The sequence below is a fragment of the Acidovorax sp. SRI_002 genome, assembly GCF_057586455.1.
Genome location: NZ_JBYCZW010000014.1, coordinates 1 through 13,314 on the forward strand (window position 1 = coordinate 1; position 13,314 = coordinate 13,314).

The 13,314-nt window shown below is 64.2% G+C and carries 11 protein-coding genes and 4 tRNA genes; 8 read left to right on the forward strand and 7 right to left on the reverse strand.

Annotation, left to right across the window (positions count from 1 at the left end):
- Positions 1 to 277 precede the first annotated feature (277 nt).
- Genes AC2YJX_RS26095 through AC2YJX_RS26105 form a run of 3 tightly spaced genes read right to left on the reverse strand, consistent with a single transcriptional unit; the run spans position 278 to position 2,419 of the window.
- Complete coding sequence (locus AC2YJX_RS26095) at positions 278 to 823, reverse strand: TPM domain-containing protein (RefSeq protein WP_431151603.1); 546 nt, start codon at positions 821 to 823, stop codon at positions 278 to 280.
- 2 nt (positions 824 to 825) lie between these two features.
- Complete coding sequence (locus AC2YJX_RS26100) at positions 826 to 1,770, reverse strand: TPM domain-containing protein (RefSeq protein WP_487257705.1); 945 nt, start codon at positions 1,768 to 1,770, stop codon at positions 826 to 828.
- 37 nt (positions 1,771 to 1,807) lie between these two features.
- Entirely contained in the window at positions 1,808 to 2,419 is a 612-nt protein-coding gene (locus AC2YJX_RS26105) for a LemA family protein (protein ID WP_487257706.1), read from the reverse strand.
- 225 nt (positions 2,420 to 2,644) lie between these two features.
- Here AC2YJX_RS26105 and AC2YJX_RS26110 point away from each other — a divergent pair, with 225 nt between their 5' ends.
- From AC2YJX_RS26110 to AC2YJX_RS26120, 3 genes are all read left to right on the forward strand, one after another.
- Positions 2,645 to 3,094: a YybH family protein gene (locus AC2YJX_RS26110; RefSeq protein WP_431151605.1), complete on the forward strand. Its 450-nt coding sequence runs from the start codon at positions 2,645 to 2,647 to the stop codon at positions 3,092 to 3,094.
- A 64-nt stretch (positions 3,095 to 3,158) separates the two neighbouring features.
- Positions 3,159 to 4,181, forward strand: coding sequence for a YheT family hydrolase (locus tag AC2YJX_RS26115; protein WP_431151606.1), 1,023 nt, complete (start codon positions 3,159 to 3,161; stop codon positions 4,179 to 4,181).
- On the forward strand, positions 4,174 to 4,746 hold the full coding sequence (locus AC2YJX_RS26120) for a DUF2946 family protein (protein WP_487257707.1): 573 nt from the start codon (positions 4,174 to 4,176) through the stop codon (positions 4,744 to 4,746). Before AC2YJX_RS26115 ends, AC2YJX_RS26120 begins: the two co-directional genes overlap by 8 nt.
- 90 nt (positions 4,747 to 4,836) lie before the next feature.
- Here the strand turns inward: AC2YJX_RS26120 and AC2YJX_RS26125 are convergent, their stop codons facing one another.
- From AC2YJX_RS26125 to AC2YJX_RS26140, 4 genes are all read right to left on the reverse strand, one after another.
- A complete protein-coding gene (locus AC2YJX_RS26125; RefSeq protein ID WP_487257708.1) occupies positions 4,837 to 5,709 on the reverse strand; it encodes a c-type cytochrome in 873 nt (290 codons plus the stop codon).
- Positions 5,710 to 5,879: 170 nt separating this feature from the next.
- A complete protein-coding gene (locus AC2YJX_RS26130) occupies positions 5,880 to 7,295 on the reverse strand; it encodes an efflux transporter outer membrane subunit (protein WP_121507811.1) in 1,416 nt (471 codons plus the stop codon).
- On the reverse strand, positions 7,288 to 10,443 hold the full coding sequence (locus tag AC2YJX_RS26135) for an efflux RND transporter permease subunit (protein WP_121507810.1): 3,156 nt from the start codon (positions 10,441 to 10,443) through the stop codon (positions 7,288 to 7,290). Before AC2YJX_RS26135 ends, AC2YJX_RS26130 begins: the two co-directional genes overlap by 8 nt.
- A gap of 13 nt (positions 10,444 to 10,456) precedes the next feature.
- Positions 10,457 to 11,716: an efflux RND transporter periplasmic adaptor subunit gene (locus tag AC2YJX_RS26140; RefSeq protein ID WP_487257709.1), complete on the reverse strand. Its 1,260-nt coding sequence runs from the start codon at positions 11,714 to 11,716 to the stop codon at positions 10,457 to 10,459.
- 192 nt (positions 11,717 to 11,908) lie between these two features.
- Between AC2YJX_RS26140 and AC2YJX_RS26145 the strand changes: the two genes are divergently transcribed.
- From AC2YJX_RS26145 to AC2YJX_RS26165, 5 genes are all read left to right on the forward strand, one after another.
- The gene (locus AC2YJX_RS26145) at positions 11,909 to 12,568 is read left to right on the forward strand and encodes a TetR family transcriptional regulator (protein WP_431151611.1); all 660 of its coding nucleotides are present in this window, start codon (positions 11,909 to 11,911) and stop codon (positions 12,566 to 12,568) included.
- A 98-nt stretch (positions 12,569 to 12,666) separates the two neighbouring features.
- A tRNA-Arg gene (locus tag AC2YJX_RS26150) sits at positions 12,667 to 12,742 on the forward strand.
- Between the two features lie 104 nt (positions 12,743 to 12,846).
- Positions 12,847 to 12,932: transfer RNA gene (locus AC2YJX_RS26155), tRNA-Tyr, on the forward strand.
- Between the two features lie 74 nt (positions 12,933 to 13,006).
- Positions 13,007 to 13,080: transfer RNA gene (locus AC2YJX_RS26160), tRNA-Gly, on the forward strand.
- A 61-nt stretch (positions 13,081 to 13,141) separates the two neighbouring features.
- Positions 13,142 to 13,216 (forward strand) — tRNA-Thr (locus AC2YJX_RS26165).
- Positions 13,217 to 13,314: the final 98 nt, after the last annotated feature.

Sequence of the window (13,314 nt, forward strand, 5' to 3'; positions counted from 1 at the left end):
AGGCTGGGAACTTCGGTCGGGGATTTCGTAATGAGCGAGAAGATCGCCTTGAAACAAGGTGTTCTAGAGGAAAACCCTGCGGCTTATTTGGAACAGTGAGAATGCCCCGAAAGACATGCACGGTGCAGGAAGCGCCAGCCACTCCCCCAACAAACCGCGCTTCTGCTGGGCCCGCAAATCGCTTGGACGGGCCGTCAAAAGCCCGCAGCGTCAACCCACTTTCTGGAGGCAACTCCGTGCGACCAGCCTCCCGCCGTGGAGGCTGTGCACGCGATGGCTAGCGCAGCACCGGCGCGTCCGGCAATTCGTTGTGCCCGGGCGTATCGGGCAGGCGTGGAAAGTGCCGGGCAAGGCGCAAGGACACGGCGTCGACGGCCTGTGCGAGGCCCTCTTCGTACTGCTCCTGGCGAAAGCGGGGAGCCATCAGCGCAATCACATCGCGCCATTCGTCCGCTCCCACCTGCCGGGCAAGGCCCCGGTCGGCCACGATCTCTATCGCGTGTTCGGGCAGCAGCAGGTAGATCAAGACGCCGTTGTTGTGCTCGGTGTCCCACACGCGGTATTTGCTGAACAGCATGAGGGCGCGTTCGCGCGCGCTGGCGTTGCGGCGCAGGTAGCTCCAGGGCAGGCTGGCTTCTGCGACGATGCGGATCTGGCCCGTGTGCTGCTGCTCGCTGGCAGCCACCCGCGCGGCCAGGCGCTCCAGGGTGTCGCCGGGCAGCGCGCGGCGTGCCTGGGGCTCGCCCCAGCGATGGCGGGCCAGGCGCCAGAGGGCGGCCGGTAAGGTCGCTATGGAGGTGGTGGTTGTTGATCCTGGACCCATGTTCACCAGTCCCCCGAGGCGCCGCCGCCTCCAAAATCGCCACCGCCACCCGAGCTGAACCCGCCACTGTCGCTGCTGCTGCCACCGCCGCTCCAGCCTCCGCCGCCGACACCCGCGCCCCAGCCGCCGACCGCCGCACCGCCTCGACCACGCCGTCGGCTGCTGCCACCGCCAGTGCCGCCGAAGATCCAGGTGTAAAGCAGAGCGAGGAGGCCGGCGCCGCCCGCCACGATCAGGCTGGAGGTAACCACAAAGGCCAACAAGCCCACACCGCCGCCCATGAGCAGGCCCCCGAGGCGGCTGCCAAAAATGCTGCGCATCACCGGTCCCGCCACCATCACGCCGAAAAACAAAAAGATGGCGAGGTCCGTCCAGTCGAATCCGTCGCGGCTGGTGTCGGGGCTATGGGCTGCGGTGCCGCTGTTGCTCGCGGGTGCTGGCAACGCCTCACCGGCTATGCGTGCGGAGATCTGGGTGACTGCGTCACGCAGGCCGCCCGCATAGTCGCTTTGCTGGAACCGGGGCTTCATGGCGCCGTCGATGATGCGCGCCGCTGCAATGTCGGGGATGGCGCCTTCCAGGGTCTTGGCGACCTCGATGCGCATCTTGCGGTCGTTCTTGGCCACGATCACGAGCACGCCGTCACCCACGTCGCGGCGCCCGATCTTCCAGGTGTTGCCCACGCGGTTGGCGAACGATGCAATGTCTTCGGGAGCGGTGGTGGGCACCATCAGCACCACCACCTGCGCGCCCCGGGTCTGCTCCAGCGTTTGCAGCTGCGTCTCCAACGCGGCCTTGTCGGAGGCGCTCAGGGTGCCGGTCTGGTCGATGACGGGGCCGGTGAGCGCGGGCACGGGCAACAGGCCACTGTCAGCATGCGCCCATGGGACTGCAAATGCTATCAATAGTATAGCTATCAGCGCTTTATAAATAAGCGCTAGGGGCATATTTTTCTCAAATTTTCAGCGGTGGAGAGGGCCGCGTTCAAGGCTTGGGCTTGGACGCGGAGAAATCCACGGTGGGCGGCGCGGAGATCTGGGCTTCGTTGGCCACGGTGAAGCTGGGCTTGGGCGCATAGCTGAACGCCATGGCCGTCAGGTTGGTGGGAAAGCTGCGCGCGAGCACGTTGTATTGCTGCACCGTCTGGATGTAGCGGTTGCGCGCCACGGTGATGCGGTTCTCGGTGCCTTCCAGCGTCACGCGCAGGTCGCGAAAGCCCTGGTTGGCCTGCAGCGTGGGATAGCGCTCGGACACCACCATCAGCCGCGACAGCGCGCCCGACAACTCGCCCTGCGCCTGCTGGAACTTGTTGAACGCCTCGGGATTGTTCAGGGTTTCGGGCGTGACCTGGATCGAGGTGGCCTTGGCGCGCGCCTCGACCACGCGCGTCAGGGTTTCCTGCTCGAAGTTGGCCTCGCCCTTGACGGTGGCGACGATGTTGGGCACAAGGTCTGCGCGGCGCTGGTACTGGTTGAGGACCTCGCTCCACGCGGCCTTGGACTGCTCGTCCAGCCGCTGGAAGTCGTTGTAGCCGCAGCCGGTCAATGCGCTGAGCGCCAGCAGGGCGGTCAGCAGGGCAAAAATGCGTTGGATCATGGTGGCTTCGCCAGGTGGAGTTCAGGGACAGTTTGGGGCACAGAGACAAGATGCCAAGGTGCCATCAACCGGCAGCTTGGCTGATTCTGCAACAAGTGCCTTCCCTGGTGCCACTTTCCGGGCGGGCCACAAGGCTTTGGGAGATGGCCGCACAATAGCAACCCGCACATGGCGGGCCGCATGGCCGCCGCGCCACCTTCCATCCCAGACGCCTCACCAACCACCATGCCCCGTTCTCGCGCCAGCGCCGCCACCCTCGGAGGTTCCTCGGACGACACCGAAGCCGCGTTCTATGAGGCTTTGCAGCGGGGCGATATCGAGCTTTTGATGTCCTGCTGGGCAGAAGACGACGACATCATCTGCGTGCATCCCGGCGGGCCCCGGCTGCTGGGTGCTGGTGCGATTCGCGCGGCGTTCGAGGCGATGTTTTCGCACGGCACTGTGCGGGCGCGGCCGTTGCAGGTGCACCGTGTGGTGGCGCTGACAAGCGCTGTGCACAGCGTGGTCGAGCAGGTCGAGGTGATGCTGCCCGACGGCCTGCACCAGGCCGTGGTGCTGGCCACCAATGTCTATCACAAGACCCCGGAAGGCTGGCGCCTGGTGGCCCACCATGCGAGCCCCGGCGTCGCGCCCGATGCGCAGGTGGTGGACGCCCAGCGGCCCGTGCTGCACTGAGTGGTGGGGCCTTGAATCGAAGCCTTTTTAGGGTCTGGCGCTTGATAGGAAAGCGCAAATAGCTATGAAATATGTAGCGCCTCGATGGTTGCCCGGTGGACAGCTCCAGACCATCTGGCCAGCCCTGTATTCGCGCCGCGTTTTCGGCCCCCGCCCCGTGTACCGCCGAGAGCGCTGGGACACGCCGGACGGTGACTTTGTAGACGTGGATTTTCTGCTGGAGGAGGGGGCCACGGCGCCTGCGGCACTCCGGCCGCTGTTGGTGGTCTTCCATGGCCTGGAAGGCTCGTCGCGCAGCCATTACTGTGAGGCCTTTGCCGACTGGGCGCGCGAGCGCGGTTGGGCATGCGCCTTGCCCCATTTCCGGGGTTGCAGTGGCGAGATCAACCTTGCGCCCCGCGCCTACCACTCCGGCGACCACGCAGAGATCGGCTGGATGCTGCAGCGCCTGCGCGCCTCGCACCAGGGCCCCTTGGTGGCCGTGGGGGTCTCGTTGGGCGGCAATGCGCTCTTGCGCTGGGCGGCCGAGGTGGGCCAAGACGCTGCGCGCAGCGCCGATGCCGTGGCGGCCGTGTGCTCGCCCATCGATCTGGCCGCAGGGGGGCACGCCATCGGGCGTGGCTTCAACCGACAGGTCTACACACGCATGTTCATGCGCACCCTGGTGCCCAAGGCGCTGCGCAAACTCGCGCAGCACCCCGGGTTGTTCGATCGCCAGGCACTGATGGCGGCGCGCGACCTGTATGCGTTTGACAACGTGTTCACCGCGCCACTGCATGGCTTTCGGAACACCGAGGACTACTGGCAGCGGGCGTCGGCCAAGCCGCTGCTGCACCACATCCGCGTTCCGGCCCTGGTGGTGAATGCGCGCAACGATCCGTTTGTCCCGGCCGCCAGCCTTCCGCTGCCGCACGAGGTGCGCAATGGGTTCGTCACGCTCTGGCAGCCTCCACACGGCGGTCACGTCGGTTTTGCCCATGGCCGCCTGCCTGGGCACGTGCGTGCCATGCCCGACGCGGTGGGCGGGTGGTTGGCGGAACACGCAGGGGCTGGGACGCGGGCGGGCGCACAATCGCCGCATGGATGACATCGTCAAACAGGCGCTGGCCAAGTGGCCCAACGTGCCCGACTGCTATGGCTGGCTGGGCCTGGACGCGCGTGGCCACTGGTACCTGCGCGATGACCAGGCCCAGGCAGCAGGGCCGTTTCCACGTAGCAAGGGGTCCTTGCTGCAGCATGAAAAGCTCATCGGCTTCATCGCGCGCAATTACGAATCCGATGCGCAGGGACAATGGTTCTTTCAGAACGGGCCCCAGCGGGTGTATGTGGAGCTGGAGGCTACGCCCTGGATCTGGCGCATACAGTCCGATTTTTCGGTGGTGTCCCACACGGGCCGTGGCGCGGCGGTGCAGGACTGCCTGGTGGACGCGCAGGGCCATGTCTACCTGACGTCGGCGCTGGGCGTGGGCCTGGTGCATACGCTGGACGTGCCTCTGGTGGCCGAAGCCGTGGAAGCAGGGCGCTGGCTGCCGCAGGAAGTGCTGGCGGAAGAGTTGCCTGATCGCTACGGCTTTGTCATGAGCCCGCAGGGCCAGTGGGGTGCCCGCGAAACCCCTGGGTCACCGCGCATGGTGGATGCAAAGCAATCCTGAAAAGCAAAAAAGCCGGTCCACTGAACCGGCTTTTTTAAGCCTGCATGCAATGCCCCAAAGAGTGCCCCGCACATGCCGCAAGGGGAAGGCTTACTTGGCGGCGGCAGCCATGAACTCGACCGCTGCGCGCAGGTCGGCGTCTGACGCCTGGGCTGCACCGCCACGGGGAGGCATTGCGCCCTTGCCCTTGGCCACGCTGTTGTACAGCGCATCGATGCCGGCAGGCAGGCGGGCCGACCAGGCGGCCTTGTCACCAAACTTGGGAGCACCGGCTACGCCTGCAGCATGGCACACCTGGCAGGCCTGCTTGTACAGGGCTTCGCCTGCGCCTGCGCCCGCGGCGGCGGCCGCTGCCACCGGCGCGGCAGCGGCTGGCGCGGCTTCTGCGGCGGGGGCTGCTGCTGCCACCGGCGTGGCGGGGGCGGCGGGAGCGGCTTCTGCGGCTGCCGGAGCAGCACCAGCCGCAGCGGGTGCTGCAGGCTCGGCAAATTTGGCACCGGCAGCATTGGCCATGTAGGCCACGGCCCGTGCGATTTCGGTGTCGTTGAAGTCGCCGCCACCTTGTGGGGCCATCGCACCCTTGCCCTTCAGGGCGGATTGCACCAGCGTTTCAAAGCCGGTGGCGATGCGGGCCGTCCAGGCGCCAGCGTCGGCAAATTTGGGAGCACCAGCGGCGCCGGTTGCATGGCAGGCGGCGCACTGGCCCTTGTACACCTCTTCGCCAGCACGGAGAGGGCGGTTGGCGTCACGGATCTCGACCATGCCCACCTTCTGGATGCGCTCGGCAATGGCTTTCTCAGGATTGACGGCACCAGCGGCAGGCTTGTCTGCCGACGTGACGTACAGGACCAAGCCAATGATGGCAAAGATCGGAATCACAAACGAGAAAAGTACCGCGACCAGCAACTGCTTGGGGTTCTTGATCGGGCCGGTATGGGCTTCTTCGTGGTGTTTGTCGCTCATGACGTCCTCTGGTGTATCGGGGGCTTTGATGAAATCAACCTTAAATTATATCTGCGGGGCTGTTGCCTTCGGCTCAGGCCCGCGCGCGCCCTGTATCTCACCCCACACAGCCTGAGCCTGGCACGCGCCCGAAAACCATGGGGGCCGCGCCAAGCTTGCCGCCGCCTGCGTCAGGAAGGGTTGCCTGCTGCCGCTTCGGGTGCACCGCCGCCCAGGGCCTTGTACAGCGCCACCTGGTTTTGCAATTGGGCAAGTTTCACCTGCACCACAGCCTGTTGCGCCGTGAACAGCGAGCGCTGGGCGTCCAGCAGGTCCAGGTAGCTCGACACGCCATTGCGGTAGCGCAGATCAGACAGTTGCAGCCGGGCGGCCTCGGCCTGCGCCTGCAGCTGTTGCGCCTGCGCCTGCTCGCCCAGCGTGGCCTGGCCGGCCAGCGCGTCCGACACTTCGCGAAAGGCCGTCTGAATGGCTTTTTCGTATTGCGCGACGGCGATGCTGCGGCCCGCTTGGGCGCTTTCCAGGTTGGCCTGGTTGCGCCCTGCATCAAAGATGGGCAGCAGCAGGGAGGGTGCAATCGTGAACCCCCACGAGCCGCTCTTGAACAGGCCCGACAGCTCGCCGCTGGCGGTGCCTGCCTGCGCTGTGAGCGAGATGCGCGGGAAGAACGCGGCCCTGGCGGCGCCAATGTTGGCATTGGCAGCAATCAGCTGCTGCTCCGCCTGGCGGATGTCGGGGCGGCGGGTCAGTAGTTCGGATGGGAGCCCCGCCGGCAGCTGTGCCATGGCGGGGGCGGCTGCCAGTCTGCTGCCTGTAAGGCTGGCGCGAATGTCATCGGGCAGGGCTTGTCCCAACAGCAACGCCAGGGCGTTTTCGTCGAGCGCGCGCTGGCGCTGTTGCTGGGCCAGCGTGGCCCGCGCCGCCTGGGTCAGTGACTCGGCCTGGCGAAAGTCCAGCTCCGAGGCCACGCCTGCATCGAGGCGCATCTTGGTCAATCGGATGGACTCCTCGCGCGAGGCGAGGGTCTGGCGCGACAGGTCCAGCAGTTCTTCGTCGGCCAGCAGGTTCAACCAGCCGTTGGCTACGGCGGCCACCAGGCTGACCTGTGCGGCGTTGCGGCCTTCTTCGGTGGCGAGGTACTGGGCAAGGGCCTGTTCCTTGAGACTTGCAATGCGGCCAAAAAAGTCAATCTCCCAGGCCGAAACGGCCAGGCCCACGCTGAACGAGTTGGTCAGATCGCCGGACCCCGCGGCGGGCGCGCGGCTCGCGTTGGCGGCCAGGCCCACGCCGGGGTACTGGTCGGCCCTGCGCACCTGGAATGTGGCGCGGGCCTGCTCGATGTTGAGCACGGCCACGCGCAGGTCGCGGTTGTTGGCCAGGGCCACCTCGATGAGCTGGCGCAGCCGGGGCTCGGCAAAATAATCTTGCCAGGGCGCGGCAGTTGCAGTGCCTGGGGCTGCCGCGTCCGTGGTGGCATAGGTGGCCGGCACTGGCGCTGCAGGGCGCTCGTACGTGGGTATGAACGAACAGCTGGCCAGAAGCAGGGCCGTTGCCAGGGCGATGGCGGTAGTGCGTGGGTGATTAGTCATGGGTTCCAACTCCTGCTTCTTCTGCGTGGCGGCGGTTCATCTCCTGCTGGCGCGCGCTGCCCTTGAACAGACTGCGCACCACTACGAAGAACACGGGCACGAAGAACACGGCCAGCACCGTGCCGGTGATCATCCCGCCCAGCACGCCGGTGCCGATGGCGCGCTGGCTGGCTGAGCCGGCCCCCGACGCAATGGCCAGTGGCAACACCCCGAGGCCAAAGGCCATCGACGTCATAACGATGGGGCGGAACCGCAGGTGGGCCGCCGCCAGTGCCGACTCGATCACGCTCTTGCCCTGGGCTTGCAGGTCCTTCGCAAATTCGATGATCAAAATCGCGTTCTTGGCTGACAGCCCGATGATGGTGATCAGCCCCACCTGGAAGTACACGTCATTGGCATAGCCGCGCAGCAGGGTGGCCAGCAGCACACCCAGCACCCCGAGCGGCACCACGAGAATCACGGCCAGCGGAATCGACCAGCTCTCATACAGCGCGGCCAGGCACAGGAACACGGCCAGGATGGCAAAGCTGTAGAGGATGAGTGACTGGGAGCCCGCCAGCTTTTCCTCGCGCGACTGGCCGGTCCATTCGAAGCCGAAGCCTGCAGGCAACTGGCTGGCGAGTTTTTCCATCTCTGCCATCGCTGCGCCCGTGCTGAAACCAGGGGCCGGTGCGCCCGAGATGCGCATGGCGGGATAACCGTTGTAGCGCACCGTCTGCTGTGCGCCATTGACCCAGCGCGTTGTGGCAAATGCGGAAAGTGGCACAGGTTTGCCCTGGCTGTTGGCGGCGTTGATCTTCAGCAGATCGTCCGGCTGCATGCGTGCAGGCGCATCGGCTTGCACCACCACACGCTGCAGGCGGCCCTGGTTCGGGAAGTCGTTCACATAGCTCGAACCCAGTGCCGTGGACAGTGCGGAGTTGATCGCATCAAACGGCACACCCAGCGCATTGGCCTTGTCGCGGTCGATATCGATCTGCAGCTGGGGTGCGTCTTCCAGTCCATCCGGACGCACCTGGGTCAGCACTTTGCTTTGCGAGGCCATGCCCAGCAGCTGATTGCGTGCCTTCACCAATGCCTCATGCCCGGCGCCTCCTCGGTCCTGCAGGCGGAATGTGAAGCCGCTGGCGTTGCCCAGTTCGGGAATGGGAGGAGGGCTCAGCGGGAAGATGAACGCGTCGCGGATGCCCATCAGCCCGCCAAAAGCGCGGCTGGCCACGTCTTGCGCAGACTGACCCGGGCCGTGGCGCTCGCTCCAGTCCTTCAGGGTCACAAAGGCGAGGGCCGCATTCTGGCCCTGGCCGGAAAAGCTGAAGCCCAGCACACCCACCATGCTTTGAACTTCGGGCTGCTTGAGGATGAATTCCTCAACCTGTTGCATCACGGCCAGCGTGCGTTCCTGTGTCGCACCGGGGGGCAGTTGCACATTGACGATGATGTTGCCCTGGTCTTCGCTGGGCAGGAACGAGGTGGGCAAGCGCATGTACACCACGGTCACGGCGCCGATGATGGCGGCGTAAATGACCAGGTAGCGCGCGGCCCGCTTGAGCATGCGCGCAACAAAGCCTTCGTACCCCTTGGCCGTGCGTGAGAAGCTGCGGTTGAACCAGCCGAAAAAGCCGCGTTTTTCATGGTGGTGGCCGGCTTCTACGGGCTTGAGCAGCGTCGCGCACAGTGCCGGTGTGAGCGACAGCGCCATGAAGGCCGAGAAAGCGATGGATGCCACCATCACCGCCGAGAACTGGCGGTAGATGTTGCCGGTGGACCCGGCAAAAAAGGCCAAAGGTACGAACACCGAGATCAGCACCACGGTCACGCCGATGATGGCGCCCGAGATCTGGCGCATGGCCTTGCGGGTCGCCTCCAGTGGCGAAAGACCCTCCTCGCTCATGATGCGCTCGACGTTCTCCACCACCACGATGGCATCGTCCACCACGATGCCGATGACCAGCACCATGCCGAACATGGTCAGCACATTGATCGAGAAACCCAGCGCCAGCAGTGTGGCGAACGTACCCAGCAGTGCGATGGGGACCACGATGGTCGGGATGATGGTGTAGCGCCAGTTCTGCAGGAACAGGAACATCACCAGGAACACCAGCGCCACGGCTTCCAGCAGTGTCTTGGCCACCTGGGTGATGGAGATGTCCACGAAGCGCGAGCTGTCGTAGGGGATGCTCCAGCTCATGCCCTCGGGGAAGTAGCGCGAAAGCTCATCCATCTTGGTGCGCACGGCCTTGGCGGCTTCGAGGGCATTGCCGCTGGGAGACAGTTGCACGCCGATGCCTACGGCGGGCTTGCCGTTCAGGCGTGCAGCCGTGGCATAGGCCTGTCCGCCCAGCTCGACACGCGCCACATCCTTGATGCGGACCGTGGAGCCATCGGTGTTGGCGCGCAGCACGATGTTGCCGAACTGCTCCACGCTGGAGAGCTGTCCGTTGACCACCACGGTGGCCGCGATGCCCTGGCCCGCCACATTGGGCAGGTCGCCGATGGTGCCGCTGGCTACCTGCGCGTTCTGCGCACGGATGGCGGCTGTGATCTCGGCCGCCGAGAGGTTGAAGCTCACCATCTTGGCCGGGTCGATCCAGATGCGCATGGCACGCTCGGTACCGAACAGCTGAGCTTGGCCAATGCCTTTCAGGCGCTGCAGTTCGGGCACCACGTTGCGCGATGCGTAGTCGCCCAGGGCCACTGTGTCCGTGGCCGGATTGGTGGACGAGAGCATGGTGAACAGCAGGAAGTTGGAGCGCGACTTGTCCACGCGCACGCCTTGCTGGGTCACGGCCGAGGGCAGGCGTGGCGTGGCTCGCGAGAGCCGGTTCTGCACATCGACCTGCGCCAGGTCGGCGTTGGTGCCGGGCTGGAAGCTCAGGGTGATGCTGCCGGAGCCATCAGCCTGCGCGACGGACTCCATGTAGATCAGCCCAGGTGAGCCGTTCATCTCGCGTTCAATCACCGACAGCACGCTGTCTTCGAGGGTTTGCGCAGAGGCGCCAGGGTAGGCCGCGTTGATGACGATGGACGGCGGCGCGACAGGGGGATACTGGGCGATCGGCAACTGCGTGATCGCCACCCCGCCCATCACCATGATGAACAAGGCAATCACCCATGCAAAGATGGGGCGGTCGATAAAGAACTTGGCCATGCTGGAATGCCCCTTATGGCTTCGATGCCGAAGCGGCCGATGCAGCAGGTGTGGCGGCCTGTGCCGAAGGCGCCCCCGGAGCTTGCCACGGGACGGGTTTTACGGGCGTGCCGGGAGGCAGCATCTGCAGCTTCTGGAAACCGTCCACCATGATCTTTTCCCCGGCCTTCAGCCCCTCAAGAACCACCCACCGGTTGTTTTGTGCGGCGCTGACCTTGATGGTGCGCTGGGACACCTTGCCGTCTTCGCCCACCACGCTCACGGTGTCGCCCTGCTGGGTGCGCGTGACAGCCTGCTGAGGCAGTGTGATGGCATTGCTGGCCTGGGCTTGCTCAATGCGCACGCGCAGGTACAGGCCGGGCAGCAGCTCGCCCTTGGGGTTGGGCACCTCGGCGCGCAGCGTGACCTGGCCCGTGGTGGCGTCCACCGACAGGTCGGTGAACAGCAGCTTTCCTGTCTGGGCGTACTCCGAACCATCGCCCATCACGAGTTTGACACTGGCGGCCTCTGCGCTGCCAGCACGCTTGAACTGTCCACTTTCCATGGCCCGTCGCAACTGAAAGACGTCGCCCGCCGACTGGGTGAAGTTCACGTACACGGGGTCGATCTGCTGCACCACCGCCAGGGGCGTTGCTTCGCCTTGTCCCACGAGCGCACCTTCGGTAACCAGAGCCCGGCCGATGCGGCCCGAGATGGGCGAGGTCACACTGGCATAACCCAGGTTGATGTCTGCCGTACGTACGGCAGCCCGGGCGGTGGCCACATCTGCCTGTGCCTGCTTTTCGGTAGCTTCGGCATTCACAAAATCCTGTTTGCTGATGGCGTTGGCACTCACCAGCGGGCGGTAGCGTTCCACTTGAGCACTGGCCTGTGCGAGGTTGGCCTGGGCCTTGGCCAGGCCAGCGCGCGCGCTTTCCGATGCGGCGGCGTAGGGGGCGGGGTCAATGCGGAACAGCGACTGCCCTGCCTTCACATCACTGCCTTCCTTGAAAAGGCGCTGCTGCAGGATGCCTGCGGCGCGAGCACGTACTTGTGCAACCCGCGAGGCCTCCACACGGCCCGGCAATTCGGTGATCAAGCCGACATCGCCAGGCGTTGCCGTCACCACACCCACCTCAACAGGTGGCATTTGCGGCGCTCCAGCGGGTGCTTGGCCATCCGTCTTGCCACAAGAGGCGAGAAACAGTGTTGCTGCTGTCAAGGCAACCAGAGAGACAGCCCTGCGGGTGGGAAAGGCGCTAAAGGAGGGAGTTGCAGATGCATCACGCAGCATGGGAGTCCTTTTTGATGGGCGTCAAGGAATCGGGTTGTAGGGGATGGGCCGCTTGCCGAGGGCCCGACCAGGCCAGAGCCCGACAAAATAAGTGCGCGATTATACATACAGACATGAATGTATAATTGTGACGGCCGATGCCTTTGTGGATCGTGTGGATACGTAGTGTGTAGAACGAGGAGACAAATACCAATGGCGCGTCGAACCAAGGAAGATGCGGTTGCCACGCGCAACGGCTTGATTGATGCGGCGGAGCAGGTTTTTCGGGAGAAGGGGGTCTCACGCGCTTCGCTGAGTGATATTGCGCAGGCTGCGGGGGCTACGCGGGGAGCGATCTACTGGCACTTCAAGGACAAAGTGGATCTTTTCAATGCCATGATGGATCGGGTGACACTTCCGCTGGAGCAAGGCTACGGGGAGTTTGAGAGCAGTACCTGCCCAGACCCTGTGCAGCGATTACGCGCGGTGATGGCGCTCGTGCTGCGCGGCGTTGCCTCTGATGAGCGAACGCGCAGGGTTTTTGAGATCGCGCTCTACAAAGTAGAGTATGTGAGTGAGCTTGGGGGGGTGCGTGACCGCCATGTGGCTGCGTCGGAGGGTTTTACGCAGCAGCTGGCGCGTGATTTTGCGTTGGGGGCGCAGCACCAGGGGGTTGTCTTGCCGATGGCTCCGATCGAGGCGGCGATTGGTTTGCATGCCCTGTTCGATGGCTTGATTAGAAACTGGATCCTGAGCGAGGGTGGTTTTGATCTTGTGGGTGTTGGTGGTGCCTGTACCGATGCCTTTTTGTTGGGGTTGGGGCTCTCGCTGCCGGTATCCTCGGGTGCCGAGGTTTGTAGTCTTTCTTCCTGATACGCCATCCATTTCGTCGTCGTGCGGGAGTCGGTTGTGATTGATTCCTTCGACGTGTGGTGGCGTGCGATAATGTGAAGCTGTGCCATTTCGGTCGTGCGGCTGTAGCTCAGTGGATAGAGTATTGGCCTCCGAAGCCAAGGGTCGTGGGTTCGATCCCCGCCAGCCGCACCATGAATTTGTATAGCTTTGCCTCCTGTCCTGGATGTGGCGTGGTGGCTTGGCCTTATGAATTTCTCCGGACTGCAAAAAACTGGTGCTATAATTCGAAATTCTCCGGAGGGGTGCCCGAGTGGCTAAAGGGGGCAGACTGTAAATCTGTTGGCTTACGCCTACACTGGTTCGAATCCAGTCCCCTCCACCAGTGAATAGAAGTGATGAGGTTGGTGCTTGGTCTCGTTGTTTGCGGGGCTGGGCGCGCAGAGACTGTTGGTCGATGCGGGAGTAGTTCAATGGTAGAACCCTAGCCTTCCAAGCTAATGACGCGGGTTCGATTCCCGTCTCCCGCTCCATTGCTTGTTGTGCTGGTTTGTTGAGTTAGAGATTTTGATGTCGCGCGAGCGGTGTCAAGTTGCCCATGTGGCTCAGTGGTAGAGCACTCCCTTGGTAAGGGAGAGGTCGCGGGTCCGATTCCCGCCATGGGCACCACTTTCAGGTGCGTCCGATTCTGGTTGCGCCGAGATCCAGTTGTATTGGTATAGATTTTTTTCGGAGTCGGAAAAATGGCAAAAGGTAAGTTCGAGCGC

Bases quoted from the DNA above. Each gene is read 5' to 3' on its own strand.
- AC2YJX_RS26095 (WP_431151603.1), bottom strand. From the start codon at position 823: ATGGGTCCAGGATCAACAACCACCACCTCCATAGCGACCTTACCGGCC.
- AC2YJX_RS26100 (WP_487257705.1), bottom strand. From the start codon at position 1,770: ATGCCCCTAGCGCTTATTTATAAAGCGCTGATAGCTATACTATTGATA.
- AC2YJX_RS26105 (WP_487257706.1), bottom strand. From the start codon at position 2,419: ATGATCCAACGCATTTTTGCCCTGCTGACCGCCCTGCTGGCGCTCAGC.
- AC2YJX_RS26110 (WP_431151605.1), top strand. From the start codon at position 2,645: ATGCCCCGTTCTCGCGCCAGCGCCGCCACCCTCGGAGGTTCCTCGGAC.
- AC2YJX_RS26115 (WP_431151606.1), top strand. From the start codon at position 3,159: ATGAAATATGTAGCGCCTCGATGGTTGCCCGGTGGACAGCTCCAGACC.
- AC2YJX_RS26120 (WP_487257707.1), top strand. From the start codon at position 4,174: ATGGATGACATCGTCAAACAGGCGCTGGCCAAGTGGCCCAACGTGCCC.
- AC2YJX_RS26125 (WP_487257708.1), bottom strand. From the start codon at position 5,709: ATGAGCGACAAACACCACGAAGAAGCCCATACCGGCCCGATCAAGAAC.
- AC2YJX_RS26130 (WP_121507811.1), bottom strand. From the start codon at position 7,295: ATGACTAATCACCCACGCACTACCGCCATCGCCCTGGCAACGGCCCTG.
- AC2YJX_RS26135 (WP_121507810.1), bottom strand. From the start codon at position 10,443: ATGGCCAAGTTCTTTATCGACCGCCCCATCTTTGCATGGGTGATTGCC.
- AC2YJX_RS26140 (WP_487257709.1), bottom strand. From the start codon at position 11,716: ATGCTGCGTGATGCATCTGCAACTCCCTCCTTTAGCGCCTTTCCCACC.
- AC2YJX_RS26145 (WP_431151611.1), top strand. From the start codon at position 11,909: ATGGCGCGTCGAACCAAGGAAGATGCGGTTGCCACGCGCAACGGCTTG.